General features: G+C 60.8%; 19 protein-coding genes and 1 tRNA gene. 12 read left to right on the forward strand and 8 right to left on the reverse strand.

The window, feature by feature from the left end:
• Positions 1 to 15 precede the first annotated feature (15 nt).
• The gene (locus RLCC275e_RS22705; protein ID WP_082229748.1) at positions 16 to 363 is read left to right on the forward strand and encodes a hypothetical protein; all 348 of its coding nucleotides are present in this window, start codon (positions 16 to 18) and stop codon (positions 361 to 363) included.
• A 186-nt stretch (positions 364 to 549) separates the two neighbouring features.
• Entirely contained in the window at positions 550 to 1,854 is a 1,305-nt protein-coding gene (pncB, locus tag RLCC275e_RS22710) for a nicotinate phosphoribosyltransferase (protein ID WP_003555854.1), read from the forward strand.
• On the opposite strand, the gene RLCC275e_RS22715 is transcribed toward pncB, so the two are convergent.
• The 3 genes from RLCC275e_RS22715 to RLCC275e_RS22725 form a co-directional block, all read right to left on the reverse strand.
• A complete protein-coding gene (locus RLCC275e_RS22715) occupies positions 1,836 to 2,075 on the reverse strand; it encodes a CrpP-related protein (RefSeq protein ID WP_003555856.1) in 240 nt (79 codons plus the stop codon). The genes pncB and RLCC275e_RS22715 overlap by 19 nt on opposite strands.
• Positions 2,076 to 2,490: 415 nt before the next feature.
• Complete coding sequence (locus RLCC275e_RS22720) at positions 2,491 to 2,700, reverse strand: KTSC domain-containing protein (RefSeq protein ID WP_028758181.1); 210 nt, start codon at positions 2,698 to 2,700, stop codon at positions 2,491 to 2,493.
• 244 nt (positions 2,701 to 2,944) lie between these two features.
• A complete protein-coding gene (locus RLCC275e_RS22725; protein ID WP_033181128.1) occupies positions 2,945 to 3,565 on the reverse strand; it encodes an RBBP9/YdeN family alpha/beta hydrolase in 621 nt (206 codons plus the stop codon).
• Between the two features lie 41 nt (positions 3,566 to 3,606).
• On the opposite strand from RLCC275e_RS22725, the gene RLCC275e_RS22730 reads away from it, so the two are divergent.
• Positions 3,607 to 4,083, forward strand: coding sequence for an Lrp/AsnC family transcriptional regulator (locus RLCC275e_RS22730; RefSeq protein WP_033181129.1), 477 nt, complete (start codon positions 3,607 to 3,609; stop codon positions 4,081 to 4,083).
• A gap of 85 nt (positions 4,084 to 4,168) precedes the next feature.
• Here the strand turns inward: RLCC275e_RS22730 and RLCC275e_RS22735 are convergent.
• Positions 4,169 to 4,258: transfer RNA gene (locus RLCC275e_RS22735), tRNA-Ser, on the reverse strand.
• Positions 4,259 to 4,486: 228 nt separating this feature from the next.
• On the opposite strand from RLCC275e_RS22735, the gene RLCC275e_RS22740 reads away from it, so the two are divergent.
• The 9 genes from RLCC275e_RS22740 to deoA all read left to right on the forward strand — a co-directional run bounded on the left by RLCC275e_RS22740 (position 4,487) and on the right by deoA (position 13,169).
• Positions 4,487 to 4,804: a hypothetical protein gene (locus RLCC275e_RS22740; RefSeq protein ID WP_003555860.1), complete on the forward strand. Its 318-nt coding sequence runs from the start codon at positions 4,487 to 4,489 to the stop codon at positions 4,802 to 4,804.
• A gap of 295 nt (positions 4,805 to 5,099) precedes the next feature.
• Positions 5,100 to 6,092: a BMP family lipoprotein gene (locus RLCC275e_RS22745; RefSeq protein ID WP_018070332.1), complete on the forward strand. Its 993-nt coding sequence runs from the start codon at positions 5,100 to 5,102 to the stop codon at positions 6,090 to 6,092.
• A gap of 88 nt (positions 6,093 to 6,180) precedes the next feature.
• Complete coding sequence (locus RLCC275e_RS22750) at positions 6,181 to 7,692, forward strand: ABC transporter ATP-binding protein (protein WP_033181130.1); 1,512 nt, start codon at positions 6,181 to 6,183, stop codon at positions 7,690 to 7,692.
• 7 nt (positions 7,693 to 7,699) lie between these two features.
• On the forward strand, positions 7,700 to 8,803 hold the full coding sequence (locus tag RLCC275e_RS22755; protein WP_033181131.1) for an ABC transporter permease: 1,104 nt from the start codon (positions 7,700 to 7,702) through the stop codon (positions 8,801 to 8,803).
• 10 nt (positions 8,804 to 8,813) lie between these two features.
• A complete protein-coding gene (locus RLCC275e_RS22760) occupies positions 8,814 to 9,785 on the forward strand; it encodes an ABC transporter permease (RefSeq protein ID WP_003555863.1) in 972 nt (323 codons plus the stop codon).
• A 1-nt stretch (position 9,786) separates the two neighbouring features.
• Entirely contained in the window at positions 9,787 to 10,176 is a 390-nt protein-coding gene (locus tag RLCC275e_RS22765) for a cytidine deaminase (protein ID WP_033181132.1), read from the forward strand.
• Positions 10,173 to 10,973, forward strand: coding sequence for a purine-nucleoside phosphorylase (locus RLCC275e_RS22770; protein WP_033181133.1), 801 nt, complete (start codon positions 10,173 to 10,175; stop codon positions 10,971 to 10,973). The genes RLCC275e_RS22765 and RLCC275e_RS22770 overlap by 4 nt, the downstream gene beginning before the upstream one ends.
• A gap of 110 nt (positions 10,974 to 11,083) precedes the next feature.
• Entirely contained in the window at positions 11,084 to 11,860 is a 777-nt protein-coding gene (gene deoC / locus RLCC275e_RS22775) for a deoxyribose-phosphate aldolase (protein ID WP_033181134.1), read from the forward strand.
• Between the two features lies 1 nt (position 11,861).
• Positions 11,862 to 13,169, forward strand: a complete 1,308-nt coding sequence (gene deoA, locus RLCC275e_RS22780; RefSeq protein ID WP_033181135.1) for a thymidine phosphorylase — start codon at positions 11,862 to 11,864, stop codon at positions 13,167 to 13,169.
• A 6-nt stretch (positions 13,170 to 13,175) separates the two neighbouring features.
• Here the strand turns inward: deoA and RLCC275e_RS22785 are convergent, their stop codons facing one another.
• From RLCC275e_RS22785 to RLCC275e_RS22800, 4 genes are all read right to left on the reverse strand, one after another.
• Positions 13,176 to 13,745, reverse strand: coding sequence for a TIGR02281 family clan AA aspartic protease (locus RLCC275e_RS22785; RefSeq protein ID WP_033181136.1), 570 nt, complete (start codon positions 13,743 to 13,745; stop codon positions 13,176 to 13,178).
• Positions 13,746 to 13,870: 125 nt separating this feature from the next.
• The gene (upp, locus tag RLCC275e_RS22790; protein ID WP_003544477.1) at positions 13,871 to 14,500 is read right to left on the reverse strand and encodes a uracil phosphoribosyltransferase; all 630 of its coding nucleotides are present in this window, start codon (positions 14,498 to 14,500) and stop codon (positions 13,871 to 13,873) included.
• A 106-nt stretch (positions 14,501 to 14,606) separates the two neighbouring features.
• A complete protein-coding gene (locus RLCC275e_RS22795) occupies positions 14,607 to 15,575 on the reverse strand; it encodes an adenosine deaminase (RefSeq protein WP_033181137.1) in 969 nt (322 codons plus the stop codon).
• The gene (locus tag RLCC275e_RS22800) at positions 15,572 to 16,792 is read right to left on the reverse strand and encodes a phosphopentomutase (RefSeq protein ID WP_033181138.1); all 1,221 of its coding nucleotides are present in this window, start codon (positions 16,790 to 16,792) and stop codon (positions 15,572 to 15,574) included. The genes RLCC275e_RS22795 and RLCC275e_RS22800 overlap by 4 nt, the downstream gene beginning before the upstream one ends.
• Positions 16,793 to 17,000 lie beyond the last annotated feature (208 nt).

Here is a 17,000-nt window from a genome sequence, read left to right on the forward strand (position 1 = left end):
CAGCGGAAGGAAACGATGATGGCGCATCAGACGGAAACACGCTGGGAAAAGTCCGATGGCAAGCTTCACAAGGAAGAGCTGATCCCGCCGGTGAAGGCAAGGCAGGGACGCACGGGTTATCGCATCCTGACGGTGCTGATCGTCGCGCTGGTGCTTGCCTTCGTGGTCTGGATACCGGTCGAGATTTGGGGCAACCGCGAGGCAAACGAGGTGGCGCCGCAGCAGCCAGGCCAGCAGCTTCAGTCACAGCAGCCTGCTCCGGCCGCCGCGCCGGCGCTACAGAACGGTACTGCCGTTCCAACCGAAACGCCGAACACCACGCCGGCCGCCCCGAATGTGGCGCCCGCAACGCCGCCCCAATAATCGTGAGTAAAACCATGTTCACGTCCCGTAGCCGTGCTGCTGCGGGACGTTTATTGTTTTGTCTGGACTTTAGCCGCCGATTTTTCGATAAGAAGGCGCACGAGCCGGTTCGTGCGCCGGCCCGGAACTTGGTAATACCCGGGAATTTGGCAGCACCTGACCGGAGTGGACAGGGGCGGGAGTTTCATGGCCAGGACCGATATCGCAAGACGCGTCTACAATCACGCCTGGAAACTCGATCCGATCATCCGCAGCCTGATCGATACCGACTTCTACAAGCTTTTGATGCTGCAGATGATCTGGAAGCTCTATCCTGATGTGAACGCGTCCTTTACCCTCATTAACCGCACCAAACGGGTGCGTCTGGCCGAGGAACTTGACGAAGGCGAATTGCGCGAGCAGCTCGATCATGCCCGCACGCTGAGGCTCTCCAAGAAGGAGATGATCTGGCTTGCGGGTAACAGCTTCTACGGCCGGGCCCAGATCTTCGAGCCGGAATTCCTCGCCTGGCTTTCCAATTTCCAGCTGCCCGAATACGAGCTGTCGAAGAAGGACGGGCAATATGTGCTGGATTTCCACGGATCGTGGAAGGAAACCACCATGTGGGAAATCCCGGCGCTTGCCATCGTCAATGAGCTGCGGTCGCGCTCGGCGATGAAGGCGCTCGGTCCCTTCACACTCGATGTGCTCTATGCCCGCGCCAAGGCGAAGATGTGGTCGAAGGTCGAACGGCTGAAGGAACTGCCGGGCTTGCGTATCTCCGATTTCGGCACCCGCCGCCGCCATAGTTTCCTCTGGCAGCGCTGGTGCGTCGAGGCACTGAAGGAAGGCATCGGCCCGGCCTTTGCCGGTACCAGCAATGTATTGCTGGCGATGGATTCCGATCTCGAGGCCGTCGGCACCAATGCCCACGAGCTGCCGATGGTGGCCGCCGCCCTTGCCGAAACCGATGAGCAGTTGCGCAACGCGCCCTACAAGATCCTGCGCGACTGGAACAAGCTCTATGGCGGCAACCTTCTGATCGTCCTGCCGGACGCCTTCGGCACCGCCGCTTTTCTGCGCGACGCGCCGGAATGGGTCGCCGACTGGACCGGCTTCCGCCCGGACAGTGCCCCGCCGATCGAAGGCGGCGAAAAGATTATCGACTGGTGGAAGAAGATGGGCCGCGATCCGCGCCAGAAGCTGCTGATCTTCTCCGACGGCCTCGATGTCGACGCCATCATCGATACCTACCGGCATTTCGAAGGCCGCGTGCGCATGAGCTTCGGCTGGGGCACCAACCTGACGAACGATTTTTCCGGCTGCGCGCCGATCGAGATCTCCGGCCTCAACCCGATCTCCGTTGTCTGCAAGGTCAGCGACGCCAACGGCCGTCCGGCGGTGAAGCTCTCCGACAACCCGCAGAAAGCGACCGGCGACCCGGCCGAGGTCGAACGCTACCTGAAATTCTTCGGCGCCGAGGACAGGGTCGATCAGACCGTTCTGGTGTAGGTCTGGGACAAGGCGCCGCCATCCCGGGGCATATTGATGTGCCCCGCCATTGCATCCTCGATCGACCAACCGAAGCGCCAGGCATCGAACATCGAGTACCATTCCTGGAAGTCGGTGATCGGCAGGATATCCGGCTTCGACATCGGATTGTCGGCTAGGCTGCGGCCACGGGCACGGTCCCGTGCGCCACGCTCCTGCATCTCAAGCAGATTCTCGAACATCATTACCCCCGTCTTTATCCCGATTTATGCAATCATCCTAATAAAGCGTTGTCGAGTCCGGATGCGGCAATTCGGGTTTTTCACAGGATTAGCCCCAATTCGCTAGTTGAGGGGATGATGAGGTCGCAGCCGCTCCGGGTCATTTCATCAGACAAGCAGAGCATGCCGGCGTCCGAGAGCCGCCCATGCCTTTCACCATCACGGTCCACTAGCACCCGTGACGGGGAGGCTCGGCTTCCTGGCTGGGGTCCGCCGCCGAGCCTCCCGGCTGGCCGACCTTGAACAGGCCGGCAGCGCCGACAAGTTGCCGCTTTCCGGCAGGGGCGATCCAACCCAGATGATATCGAGGGCTAACAACCGGTTAATATCCACCGGCCTCGTCCCGATCTCGTACAACGCTATGCGCTCGGGTTTTTCAGGCTGCCAGTCTGCGAAACCGGGTTCTGATCCGGTCGAGATAATAATGGCCGGGAGACGGCGCCGCCGTCATTGCATGGGCTTCCGAGGATGGAACGCCTTCGAACAGACGTTCCTCGCCATTCTTGAAACAAATCCTGAGCCGTCCGTCGTCCTGGCTGAAATAGACGGATTTGATGATCTTCGACTTCACCGAAAGTTCTTCCACCTGTTTTACCTCTGTTCTTGATTTTGGCAGACGGTAAACCCAAACGTGCAAAGACGCGGTGAAGCTGCATGGTAAAAAATCAGGAATCTTTCGACGCTTCAAACCTCGCCGCGCCGCCGGCGCGACGGGATTCGATCAGCCTCGACGCACGCTTGCGAACTGGGCATTTCGTTGCACCGTCTCGACGCGTCCAGCACAGGCAAAGACCTGTTTCGACCAATTGATCGTGAACTCGAAAACAGGATCAAGCCCGATCAGATTTTGCCAATCCGGCGGAGAACGCCGTCAGCAAATCTGTTCCCTGGGGCCAGTCCTCAAGGCCGCTTTGCCCATTGATATGGCCGAAAGGACCGATCGCAACAAGACCGCTGCCCCACAGATCCGCCCGCGCATGGGCATGGTCGAGCGTGCCGAAAGGATCATCGGCGCTTGCGATAATCAGAGTGGGGAAGCGCATCTTTTGCGATGGCGGATTTGCGAATCCGGCCGCCTCCTTTGGGAATGAAGCGGACTGTGGATCCGGGACCGCCACAAGAAACGCTCCGGCAACGGCAAGCGAAGAAACCTGCTGCCAATGAGCGACCAGCAGACAAGCAAGGCTGTGGGCGACCAGCAGGGGAGGGGTCGCCAATGCGCCGACGGCGCGCTCCAGGGCTGAAATCCAGTCCGCCAGGTCGGGGTTTTCCCAATCGGCTGGTTGAAAACGTCGCATTTCCGGGTTCGACCTTTCCCAGCGTGTTTGCCAATGAGCCTCGCCCGAACCGCCGATCCCCGGCAATATGATGATGTCCTTCATGTGTTTTCCTCTGATCATCCGCGCTGGTGAAAATGATGCATTTTCATTTGCTTCGGAATGAATGATCATCGGAAAACCGCGTCCCTCTCCGATGATTTCAAGGTGATCCCATGGCTTTTCAGGAAAACAATCGGGTGCTGCTCGATCCAACCGATATCTCAATCATCGAGGCAATGCAGGAAAATGGACGCATTGCGATTTCCGAACTCGGTCGACGGGTCGGGCTCTCCCAGCCGGCAGCATCAGAACGGGTCAAGCGGCTGGAAGACCGCGGCATCATTGTCGGTTACTCCGCCCGGATAGACCCCACCGCTTTGGGAATTGGAATGACGGCTGTGCTTCGCCTGCGCACGACGCATGAGCATATCAAGGCCTGTTTGAAACAGTTCGCGGAGATGCCGCAGGTCATGGAAGTACTGCGCCTCACCGGAGAGGACTGTTTTCTTTTGAAGGTGCTAGTTCCGTCGCCGGGAGAACTGGAAACGATCGTTGACACGATCGCGCGTTTTGGGGCCGTGACGACATCTCTGGTGTTGCGCAGCGAGAATCCGAAGCCGATTGGACGCGCCCTGCTTCAGCGCCCCTGAGAATATGCCTATCGAAGCGTGCCGCCAAAAATGCTTCCGCGTCCCGCTCTCGATAAGGTTTGAATCAATATTGAAAATCAGGGTATGGCGGACAGGGTGGGATTCGAACCCACGGTACGCTTTCACGTACACACGCGTTCCAGGCGTGCGCCTTAAACCACTCGGCCACCTGTCCTTTTTTGGCGTTCGCGCCCGGATAGGAGCAAATCGTCGGAACGGCGCGATATATACCGATGAATTTTTGCCGATCAACCGAAATCTAACAGTTTTTTGACTTCTTCAGATAAAACTCGCCTCGGCTACTCCATTGTGCTTCACCTCATCGACGACTATGTAATTCTTCAAGGTGGAGAATGGCGCGGCCGGCCGGAATTGTCCGGCATATCGAGCGTCGGAGGAATTGATGCGTTTCCTGTTGCGTCTGGCGAGTCTTGTCGCGCTTGCGGCGGCCGTTATTGCCGGGACCATCGATTCGATCCAATCGGTTGCGGCGTCCTCGGTGGTGATGACGCCGATCTCCGATGCCTGGCAGGATGTGAGCCCGACAACCCTGACGTCGCTGCAATCCTCCCTTTCCTATTATATCCACCCGCGTTTCTACACCGTCATCTTCCAGTGGCTGATGCTCCAGCCGGCCTTTGCCGTTTTCCTGGTGATCGCGCTGCTTCTGTGGATGATCGGCTATAAGAAGCCGCCGGTGGCCGGTCGCTTCACCGCATAAAAAACGCAGTTAATCCGGTTGGCTCTCACCCCTCTGCAGGGTCGGCATTTGCCGCCGGATTGGCTAGAAAATCCGCATTCTGATGGAGAGAATGTCCAAAAATCAGCTCCGAAGAGCTGATTTTCGGCAATCGCTGCAAATCTTTACCAGCTGAAAAATTTCTGGTGAATTTTTCCGTGAGCCATGCAAGGATGCGCGCAGCCAGGCCTCCGGGGGGAGGTCGGTGGTTCCGCAGACACGCCCGAAAAGGGCTTGCGGGAGGACCCCTAACGAATAGCAACAACAGGGCTGCACAATGAAAAAATCCCTTCTCACTCTCTTTGCCGTGGCTGCCATGTCGACGACGGCGCTTGCTGCCGATGTCAAGCCGGCGCTGGTTTACGGCACCGGCGGGAAGTTCGATAAGTCCTTCAACGAGGCGGCCTATAACGGCGCCGAGAAGTTCAAGGCCGAGACCGGCATTGCCTATCGCGACTTCGAGCCGACGGGCGACACCCAGGGCGAACAGGCCATCCGCAACTTCGCCAGCCGCGGTTTCAATCCGGTGGTTGCCGTTTCCTTCGCCTGGACTTCGGCCATCGAGAAGGTCGCAGCAGAATTCCCCGATACCAAGTTCATCATCGTTGACTCCGTCGTCGACAAGCCGAACGTCCGCTCGGTTGTCTACAAGGAAGAAGAAGGCTCCTACCTCGTCGGCGTTCTCGCCGGCATGGCGTCGAAGTCAGGCAAGGTCGGCTTCGTCGGCGGCATGGATATTCCGCTGATCCGCAAGTTCGAATGCGGCTACGAACAGGGCGCACGTTCCGTCAAGGCCGATATCGAAGTCTTTCAGAACATGACCGGCACGACGGGCGCTGCCTGGAATGACCCGGTCCGCGGCGGCGAGCTCACCAAGAACCAGATCGACCAGGGCGCTGACGTCGTTTATGCGGCAGCCGGTGCCACCGGTCTCGGCGTTCTGCAGACCGCTGCCGACAACAAGAAGCTGTCGATCGGCGTCGATTCCAACCAGAACTATCTGCATCCGGGCTCGGTCCTGACCTCGATGGTCAAGCGCGTCGACCTCGCCGTCTACAATGCCTACAACGACACCAAGAACGACAAGTTCACCGGTGGCGTCCAGGCGCTCGGCGTCAAGGAAGACGGTGTCGGCGCTGCGATCGATGAGCACAACAAGTCACTGATCACGCCGGAAATGCAGGCTGCCGTCGACAAGGCCAAGGCCGACATCATCGCGGGAACCATCAAGGTTCACGATTACACCTCGGACAACGCTTGCCCGAAGTGATCCGCGCCCGAATGTGATCGACGATTGAGATCGGGCGTATGGCGGAGGGGATTTTCGCCATACGCCCTTTTCTTATTTGGAGTCTGCAGTGACAGATAAGCCCGCTATCGAGCTTGTCGGCATCGACAAGAAATTCGGTGCCGTCCACGCCAACAAGGACATCAACCTTACCGTTGCCAAGGGGACGATCCACGGCATCATCGGCGAAAACGGCGCCGGCAAATCGACCCTGATGTCGATCATCTATGGTTTCTACCATGCCGACAGCGGCGAGATCCGCGTCAACGGCAATCCCGTCACCATCCGTGACAGCCAGGCGGCGATCGCCACCGGCATCGGCATGGTGCACCAGCATTTCATGCTGGTCGACAATTTCACGGTGCTTGAAAACATCATGCTTGGCGCCGAAGGCGGCATGCTGCTGGCCAGGGGCGTTGCATCGGCCCGCGCCGAGCTCAAGCGGCTGGAAACGGAATATGGTCTGGAGGTCGATCCCGACGCGCTAATTGAAGAGCTGCCGGTCGGCCTGCAGCAGCGTGTCGAGATCCTGAAAGCCATGTATCGCGGCGCCGAGATCCTGATCCTCGACGAGCCCACCGGCGTGCTGACGCCGGCAGAGGCCGATCACCTCTTCCGCATCCTCAAGGTGCTGCGCGACCAGGGCAAGACGATCATCCTCATCACCCACAAGCTGCGCGAGATCATGGCGATCACCGATACGGTCTCGGTCATGCGCCGCGGCGAGATGGTCGCGACCCGCAAGACGTCGGAAACGACGGTGGAGGAACTCGCCGAACTGATGGTCGGCCGCCGCGTGCTGCTGCGCGTGCAGAAGGGCGAGGCGAACCCTGGGGCCGCGATGCTGTCCGTCCGCAACCTCACGGTCAAGGACAATCGCGGCGTCACCATGGTCGACAATGTCTCCTTCGACGTGCGCGCCGGTGAGATCGTCGGCATCGCCGGTGTCGCCGGCAATGGCCAGTCCGAATTGCTGGAGGCGATTGCCGGCATCCGCAAGCCGACCTCCGGCGAAATCCTGCTCGACGGTCAGACGATCGACAAGGCTGATCCCGCCCGCCTGCGTGATCTCGGCCTCGCGCATATTCCCGAGGATCGCCACCATATGGGCTTGGTGCTGAAATTCGAGGAATATGAAAATTCGGTGCTCGGCTATCATCGCCGCCCGGCCTACAGCAAAGGCCCGCTGCTCGATCTCGAAGCGATCCGCAAGGATGCGATGGAGAAGATCGAGAAATACGATATCCGCCCGCCGAACCCGCGGCTGAAGACGGCGAATTTTTCCGGCGGCAACCAGCAGAAGATCGTCGTCGCCCGCGAGATCGAACGCGATCCGAAGATGCTGATCATCGGCCAGCCGACACGTGGCGTCGATATCGGCGCCATCGAATTCATCCACCGCCGGATCATCGAAATGCGTGACGCGGGCAAGGCAATCCTGCTCGTCTCCGTCGAACTCGATGAAATCCGCTCCCTTTCAGACCGTATCCTTGTCATGTTTGCCGGCCATATCGTCGGCGAGAAGACGCCCGATGCCGGTGAACAGACCCTCGGCCTGATGATGGCCGGCATTGCCGCGTGAGGCCTTTATGAGCACTGCTTCCGTTCCGCTACCAAATTGGATCAACTACGGCCTCATCCCGATTTTGAACCTCATCGTCGCCTTCCTGATCTCCGGCTTCGTCGTCTGGCTGATCGGCGAGAGCCCGCTCGATGCGCTGTCGCTGCTGATTCAGGGCGCGCTCGGCAATGGCGAAGGCATCGGCTTCACGCTGTATTATGCGACGAGTTTCATCTTCACCGGGCTCTCCGTCGCGGTGGCGATCCATGCCGGCCTGTTCAACATCGGCTCCGAAGGTCAGGCCTATGTCGGCGGCCTCGGCTGCGCGCTGGTGGCGCTGGCGCTCGATCGTTATGTGCCGTGGTATGTGACGATGCCGATCGCCGTCGCCGGCGCCGGCCTGTTCGGTGCAGCCTGGGCATTCATCCCGGCCTTCCTGCAGGCAAAACGCGGCAGCCACATCGTCATCACGACGATCATGTTCAATTATATCGGCGCAGCACTGATGGTGTACCTCCTGGTGCATGTGCTGATCGTGCCGGGCAAAATGGCGCCGGAAACCCGAACGTTCCTCGAAGGCGGCCAATTGCCGAAGCTCGGTTGGGTCATGCAGCTGTTCGGCGCCAAGCTGGGGGCTGCCCCGTTCAACGTCTCCTTCATCATTGCGCTCGTCGTCAGCTACCTCGTCTGGCTGCTCGTCTGGCGCACCAAGCTCGGTTTCGAGATGCGCACGCTGGGCGTCAGCCCGACGGCGGCGGCCTATGCCGGTATTCCCTATGCCCGCACCGTGATCATCGCCATGCTGCTCTCCGGCGCGCTCGCCGGCATGATGGCGCTGAACCCGGTCATGGGTTCGTCGGCCCGTCTGCAGGTGGAATTCGTCGGTGGTGCCGGCTTCGTCGGCATCGCCGTCTCGCTGATGGGCCGCAACCACCCGCTTGGCATCATCATGGCCGCGATCCTCTTCGGTATCCTCTACCAGGGCGGCGACTGGATTTCCTTCGAAATGCCGAACATCACCCGCGAGATGATCCTCGTCATCCAGGGTCTGGTAATCCTCTTTGCCGGTGCGCTGGAATACATGTTCCGACCGGCGATGGTGCGTCTCTACCAACAGTTCAAGCGCGGTTAAGGAGCGGGCGATGGATTATTATGACATCTTCATCAGCGTTCTGAGTTCGACCATCCGCTTGTCGATCCCGCTGATCTTCACCGCCCTTGCCGGTCTGTTTTCGGAACGCGCCGGTATCTTCGATATCGGCCTCGAGGGTAAGATGTTGGGCTCGGCCTTCGCCGCCGCCTGCGTTGCCTATCTCACCGATTCGGCCTGGCTCGGACTCGGTGCCGGCATCCTCTGCTCGGTGGCGCTGAGCCTGGTGCACGGTTTCGCCTCGATCACCAACCGCGGCAACCAGATTGTGTCCGGCGTCGCGATCAACTTCTTCATCGCCGGCATCACCATCGTGCTCGGTCAGGCCTGGTTCGGCCAGGGCGGACGCACGCCGCAGCTGGCGCCGGAGTCGCGCTTTGCGCCGATCATCCTGCCGGGCGCCGATGGCGCCCGCGACATACCGATCATCGGCCCGATCTATGCCAATGTCATATCGGGCAACAATGTCCTCACCTATCTCGCCTTTCTCGCCGTGCCATTTTCCTGGTGGGTGCTTTACCGCACACGTTTCGGCCTGCGGCTCCGCGCCGTCGGCGAAAACCCGGGCGCGGTCGATACGGCCGGCATCTCGGTCGCCTGGCTGCGTTACCGCGCCGTCATGTGTGCCGGCATTCTCTGCGGCTTTGCCGGCACCTATCTGGCAATTGCTCAGTCCGCCGCCTTCATCAAGGACATGTCGGCCGGCAAGGGCTACATCGCGCTTGCAGCTCTCGTCTTCGCCAAGTGGAAGCCGGTACCTGTCATGTTTGCCTGCCTGCTCTTCGGCTTCCTCGATGCGCTGGCAAATTTCATGCAGGGAAAGCAGGTGCCGCTGATCGGCGAAGTGCCGGTTCAGGTTTTCCAGGCGCTGCCCTATGTCCTGACCTGCGTCCTGCTTGCCGGCTTCATCGGCGTCGCGACCCCGCCGAAAGCCGGTGGCGTGCCCTATACGAAGGAGCGTTGATATGACTCACGATCTGTTCGAAGCCGCCCGCGGCGCCATGGCCTTTGCCCATGCGCCCTATTCGAAATTTCCGGTCGGCGCGGCGATCCGCGCCGAGGACGGCAAGGTCTATACCGGCGCCAACATCGAAAACCTCTCCTTTCCGCAAGGATGGTGCGCCGAGCCCACGGCGATCAGCGCCATGATCATGGGTGGCGCGAAGAAGATCGTCGAGATGGCCGTCATTGCCGAGAAGCTGCCGCTCTGCCCGCCCTGCGGCGGCTGCCGTCAGAAGATCTCCGAATTCGCCTCCAAGGAGACGAAGATCTACCTCTGCGATGAGGCGGGCGTGAAGAAGACCATGACGATGGAAGAGCTTCTTCCCTTCGGCTTCGAGACCGAACTCGGATGAAGGCGACGGTCAGCCTGCTCGCCGCATTGCTCGGGGGCATCAAGCCGCGCCACGGCATCGTGCTCGGCTCCGGCCTCGGCTCCCTCGTCGGTGAGCTGGACGGCGCCGTCCGTGTCCCCTATCGCGACCTGCCGGGCTTTCCCGTCAGCGCCGTATCTGGCCATGCAGGCGAAGTCGTCGCCGGCCGCCTCGGCGGCGTGCCTGTCGTCATGCTCTCCGGCCGTGTGCATTATTACGAAAAGGGCGATGCCAACGCCATGCGCCTGCCGATCGAGGTGCTGAAGGCGCTCGGCGTCGAAGCGCTGATCCTGACCAATTCGGCCGGATCGCTGCGCGATGACATGCCGCCCGGTTCGGTGATGCAGATCACCGATCACATCAACTATTCCGGCATGAACCCGCTGATCGGCGAGGAAAGCGATCACCGTTTCGTCGGCATGACCAATGCCTATGATGCGGGCCTTGCGGCGGCGATGCAAAGGGCAGCGACAAAGCTTGAAATCGAGCTGGCGCAAGGTGTCTATATGTGGTTCTCCGGTCCAAGCTTCGAAACGCCGGCGGAAATCCGCATGGCGCGCATCCTTGGCGCCGATGCCGTCGGCATGTCGACGGTGCCCGAGGTCATCATCGCAAGAATGCTGGGCCTGAGGGTTGCAGCCGCCTCCGTTATCACCAACTATGGGGCAGGTATGACCGGCAATGAGCTCAGCCATGAAGAAACCAAGGACATGGCGCCCATCGGCGGCGCCCGTCTCGCCGCCATATTGAAAGACATGATTTCGGCTGGAACAGGATGATTTTAGGCCGGGTCGGCCTAAAATCTGAATCCTGTTCTACATTAAGGAGTTAGAGCATGATGCCGAAAACCGCTCACACTTTTCGGCATCGTGCTCTAGAGGAAGCGAAGATGAATAGCCATTCCAACCGGGAAACGGCGGCTGTCGCCCTTTCTCTTCTCGATCTCACCAATTTGAAGGATGATTGCACCGAGGCGCAGATCGACGCGCTCTGCGCCCGCGCGCAGACGCCCTACGGCAACAGTGCTGCGATCTGCATCTGGCCGCGGTTCGTCGCTCAGGCCCGCAATAACCTTGGCACCGGGCATGCCGTGCGTATCGCGACCGTCGTCAATCTCCCCTCTGGCGAGTTGGAAGTGGCCGATGTCGCTGCCGAAGCACGCGAGGCGATTGCCGATGGCGCCGATGAGATCGATCTGGTCATCCCCTACCGCAAGCTGCTCGCCGGCAACGAGAAGGCGGTGATCGACATGGTCAAGGCCGTGCGCGCCGAATGCGCCGGCCCCGTTCTTCTCAAGGTCATCATCGAGACTGGCGAGCTGAAGGATGCGGCATTGATCCGCCATGCCTCCGAACTCGCCATCGAAGCCGGCGCCGATTTCATCAAGACCTCTACCGGCAAGGTCGCCGTCAACGCGACGCTCGAAGCCGCTGACATCATGATCCGCGCTATCCGCGAAAGCGGCCGCAAGGTCGGCTTCAAGCCGGCAGGCGGTATCGGCTCGGTGGCCGATGCCGCACTCTATCTGAGCCTTGCCGAAACCATCATGACACCGGACTGGGCGATGCCGTCGACGTTCCGCTTCGGCGCTTCCGACCTGCTCGACGATATCCTGGCGGTTCTAAGTGGAACACAGTCGGCACCGGCCGCAGCGTCGAGCTACTGAAATGATTCCGCAGGAGATCATTCGGCGTAAGCGCGATGGCGACGAACTTGCCGCCGCCGATATCCGATCCTTCATCGCGGCACTCGCTGCCGGTCGATTGTCGGAAGGCCAGATCGGCGCATTCGCCATGGCCGTCTGGTTCAAGGGCATGTCGCGAGCCGAAATCGTGGCCTTGACGCTGGCGATGGCCGATTCCGGTGACAGGCTGCAATGGGCCGATATCGATCGCCCGATCGCCGACAAACATTCGACCGGCGGCGTCGGCGACAATGTTTCGCTGATGCTGGCGCCGATCGCCGCCGCCTGCGGCCTCGCCGTTCCGATGATCTCCGGGCGTGGTCTCGGCCATACCGGCGGCACGCTGGATAAGCTCGAATCCATTCCCGGCTATCTGATCACCCCAGACGCGGACCTGTTCCACAAGGTCGTGAAGGAGGCGGGATGCGCCATCATCGGCCAGACCGGCACCTTGGCGCCCGCCGACGGCAGGCTGTATGCCGTGCGCGATGTGACCGCCACCGTCGATTCCATTCCCCTCATCACCGCCTCTATCCTCTCGAAGAAACTTGCGGCCGGGCTCGAGACGCTGGTGCTCGACGTCAAGGTCGGCAACGGCGCTTTCATGGCTGACCGCGGCCAGGCGGAGATCCTGGCGCAGTCGCTGGTCGAGGTGGCCAATGGCGCCGGCGTGAAGACCTCGGCCCTGATCACCGACATGAACCAGCCGCTCGCCGATAGTGCCGGCAATGCCGTCGAGATGCGCAACTGCCTGGATTTTCTCGCGGGCAGGAAAAGGGACACGCGGCTTGATATCGTCGTTTTCGCCTTCGCCGCCGAGATGCTGGTGAAATCGGGCGTCGCCGCTTCGCCTGATGAAGCTGAGGGAATGGCGCGCCAGGCCCTGTCGTCGGGAAAGGCGGCTGAAGTCTTCGCGCGTATGGTATCGATGCTCGGCGGCCCGGCCGATCTCATCGAAAATCCCGACCGATACCTGGCCAGGGCGCCTGTGGAAAAACCTGTCCCGGCCGCCCGGTCCGGCTGGCTCTCCGCTTGTGATGCGCGCGGTATCGGCGTCAGCGTCATCGATCTCGGCGGCGGAAGACGCCATCCGGCGGACAGGATCGACCATCGCGTCGGCTTTTCCGAACTCCTGCCGCTTGGCACCCGCGTAAACGCGGGCGAACCAATCGCGCTCGTTCATGCCGCTGACGAAGCCGCGGCGGAGCGGGCGGCTGCGGCACTTGCCCTGCATTATCGCATCACCGAGGACAGGCCGGGGCTGACACCGGTGATTGCGGGCCTGATCTGACGCAGTTTATTGCTTGAGGCTGAGCGAACCGTCGGCGACGGAATAGGAGGCGAGCTTCTGCAGGAAACTCATGCCGACCAGCGTCGTCGTCAGCGCATTGTCCCTCAGGACGAAGGCTTCGACATCGCGCACGCGAATGCCGCCGATTTCGACCCGGCCGAGTGTCACATGCGCGGCCTTCGTCTGGCCGTTCGCGGTGTTCACCCCGTAACGGAAATCCAGTTGGTTGGCGGTGAAGCCCAGCCGGTGGGCGAGCGTCTCGTTGAGCGCCACATAGGTGGCGCCGGTATCGATCAGGCCCTGCACCGGCTTGCCGTTGATCTTGAAGCTGCCGGTATAGTGGCCCTGCGCATCGGCCTGCAGACGGATCGCATTGCTACCGGAGACGGGCGCGGGTACAGTGGGCTCATCGCTTTCGGTCGATACGTAATTGGCGGAGAGGGTGTCAGCAGGCTGCTGGCTGGTGCTTCCGAAGAAGGAAGGCACCTGTGTGGCGAGCACCGCGGCGATGCTGGCGAATAGGACGGTACGCACGAGCATGAAACAGAAATCCTTCCTGTATAAACCCCGCTTCATGCAGGGCCTCATGCTTCAGGCTTCCTAAACCTCAAGTGCTGATAAGTTGCTAAGATCGACAACAAAAGGCCCGGATTGAACCACCGGGCCGTAAAGTCTTTCGATTTGGTAAAGGAAGGCTGAAATTACTTGGTGCCGTACATGCGGTCGCCGGCATCGCCGAGGCCGGGCATGATGTAGCCCTTCTCGTTGAGATGGCTGTCGATCGATGCGGTGAAAACCGGAACATCGGGATGCGCGGCGCGGAAATTGCGGATGCCTTCCGGGGCGGCGAGCAGGCAGAGGAAGCGGATATTGTGAGCGCCGCGTTCCTTGAGCTTGTCGATCGCCGCGATCGAGGAATTGCCGGTCGCAAGCATCGGGTCGACGACGATGATCAGCCGTTCGGCCACGTCCTCCGGCGCCTTGAAGTAATATTCGACCGGCTGCAGCGTCTCGTGGTCGCGGTAGACGCCGATATGCGAGACGCGGGCGGACGGCACAAGATCGAGCATGCCTTCGAGCAGCCCGTTGCCGGCGCGCAGGATCGAGGCGAAGACCAGCTTCTTGCCCTCTAGGATCGGCGATTCCATCGTTTGCAGCGGCGTCTCGATCGTTTCCATCGTCAGTTCGAGATCGCGGGTCACCTCGTAGCAGAGCAGCGTCGAGATTTCGCGCAGCAAGCGCCGGAAACTTCCCGTCGATGTCTCCTTGCGCCGCATGATGGTGAGCTTGTGCTGCACAAGCGGATGATCGATGACTGTGACGCCGTCCATGGGGAAGCCTTTCATTCTTTCTATCGAATGTTTCTTTCACGGAAATCGGCCCGACCGCAAGAGTGGCGGTCAATTTGTGCCGATCATCCCCAATCTCCGGAGTCTTTTAAAGCCGGGCGAGCAAAGTCTTTCGTGTCTCATCGTCGACGAAGGCGGCCTCGATCGCAGTGCGTGTCATGGCATTAATCTCGGCGTCGCCGAAGCCGAAGGTCCCGGCCGCAAGTTCGTATTCCCGCTTGAGCGAAGTCTGAAAGAAAGGCGGATCGTCCGAGCTGATCGTCACCCTGACACCTGCCTCCTTCAGCCGGCGCAGCGGATGGGACGCGAAATCGGGAAAGACCCCGAGCGCGATATTGGAGCCCGGGCAAATCTCGAGCACGGTGCCGAGATCGGCAAGCCGCTTCACCAGATCGGGATCCTCGACGGCGCGCACGCCATGGCCGATGCGCGAGGGACGCACCGCATCGAGCGCGTCGGCGACGCTGAAGGCGCCGCAGACCTCGCCGGCATGGATGGTGAGCCCGAGGCCGGCATCGCGGGCGATATCGAAGGCGCGGGCATAGTCGGCCACACGGCCCATGCGCTCTTCGCCGGCAAGGTTGAACCCGGTAATCAGAGGATTGCCGGCCTTTGCTGCATATTCGGCAGCACCAATCACGCTCTCCGGACCGAAATGCCGCTCGCCGGTGACGATCAGCCGGGCCTCGATGCCGCTCTTTTCCTTGGCCCGCCGGATGCCTTCGCAGATACCCGATATATAGGCATCGGCGCCTAGCCCGATGCGCTTGCCGTGGTCGGGCGAAACGATGAGCTCGCTGTAGATAGTATCGATGCCGGCGAGTTCGTCGAGGTAGGTTTCGGTCAGAAGTGCATAGTCCTCCTCGGTTTTGTAGACTTCGGAAACCTTGTCGTAACATTCGAGGAAGCTTGCGAAATCATGCCAGACATAGGCGCCGTCGCGAAGCTGTGCGCTGATGTCGACGCCGTATTTCCGTGCCTGCGCCTCGGTCAGCGCCGGCGGTGCCGCACCCTCCAGATGGCAGTGAAGTTCGATCTTCTTCAAATGCGATGTCACAGAAAACTCCTTCCGTGCGGTCCAACAGGGATGCCGAGATGCCGGGCGATGCTCTCGCCGATATCGGCATAGCTGCGGCGCACGCCGATCGAACGCGACCGGATGCCGGGGCCATAGGCGATGACAGGCACGCGCTCGCGCGTATGGTCCGTGCCGCGCCAGGTCGGATCGCAGCCATGATCGGCGGTGAGCACGACGAGATCGCCGGGCTTCAGTTTCTTGTGGACTTCGGGCAAGCGCGCATCGAAGGCTTCGAGTGCCGCGGCATAACCCGGCACGTCGCGGCGGTGGCCATAGATCATGTCGAAATCGACGAAATTGGTGAAGACGAGATCGCCGTCCTCAGCCTCATCGATCGCCGCGAGCGACGCATCCATCAGCGCCTCGTTGCCGTTCGCCTTGACGACCCTGGAAATGCCCTGATGCGCGAATATATCGCCGATCTTTCCCACAGCATGCACATGTCGGCCGTGCTCGATCAGCCGGTCGAGCAGCGTCGGCTCCGGCGGCAGCACGGAGAAGTCACGCCGGTTTCCGGTGCGCTGGAAAGTAGAGGCGGACTGGCCAATAAAGGGCCGGGCGATGACACGGCCGATATTGTAGGGATCGAGCAGCCCCCGGGCCAAACGGCAGAAGGCGAGTAGACGATCGAGGCCGAAATGTACCTCGTGCGCCGCGACCTGGAAGACGGAATCCGAGGAGGTGTAGCAGATCGGCTTGCCGGTGCGGATATGGTCTTCGCCGAGCCGGGCGATGATCTCCGTTCCCGAAGCATGGCAGTTGCCGAGGATGCCGGGCACGTCAGCCTCCCTGCATAGCGCCTCGATGAATTCGGCAGGAAAGGCGTCGCCCTCTATCGGGAAATAACCCCAATCGAAACTGACCGGTGTTCCCGCGATTTCCCAATGGCCTGATGGCGTATCCTTGCCGCGGGAGATTTCGGTGGCGGCGCCATAAATGCCGTAGACCTTCTCTGGGACGAGCATGCCGGCCGGAAACCGACCGGAGGCGGACCGCGCGATCTGCATCAGCCCGAGTTCCGACATGTTGGGCAGGGAAAGCGGCCCTTCGCGCAACTCGGCGCGGTCTCCGGCTCCGGCTGCGCAGAACTCGGCGATATGGCCAAGCGTATCGGCGCCCTCGTCGCCATAGGCCGCCGCATCCGGCGCTCCGCCAACGCCGAAGGAATCCAGAACGAAAAGAAAGGCACGCGCCATTTTACACCCGAGAGAACCGATCGCGGCCTCTGCAATATCGGAGGCGGCTGAGATCCAGCCATATAATGCTGCGGCCGGCTTGGCAAATTGCAGCGCCGCGCGTCTTTTTCAGACGCGCAAAGGACACTGTAACACTTTGAATTGCTGCATAGCTCCCAATCGATTTCGATTAGGGAGCTATGCAGCAGAGAGGAGCAGGAGGCGGTCG

The sequence above is a fragment of the Rhizobium brockwellii genome (assembly GCF_000769405.2).
GTDB classification, from domain to species: domain Bacteria; phylum Pseudomonadota; class Alphaproteobacteria; order Rhizobiales; family Rhizobiaceae; genus Rhizobium; species Rhizobium brockwellii.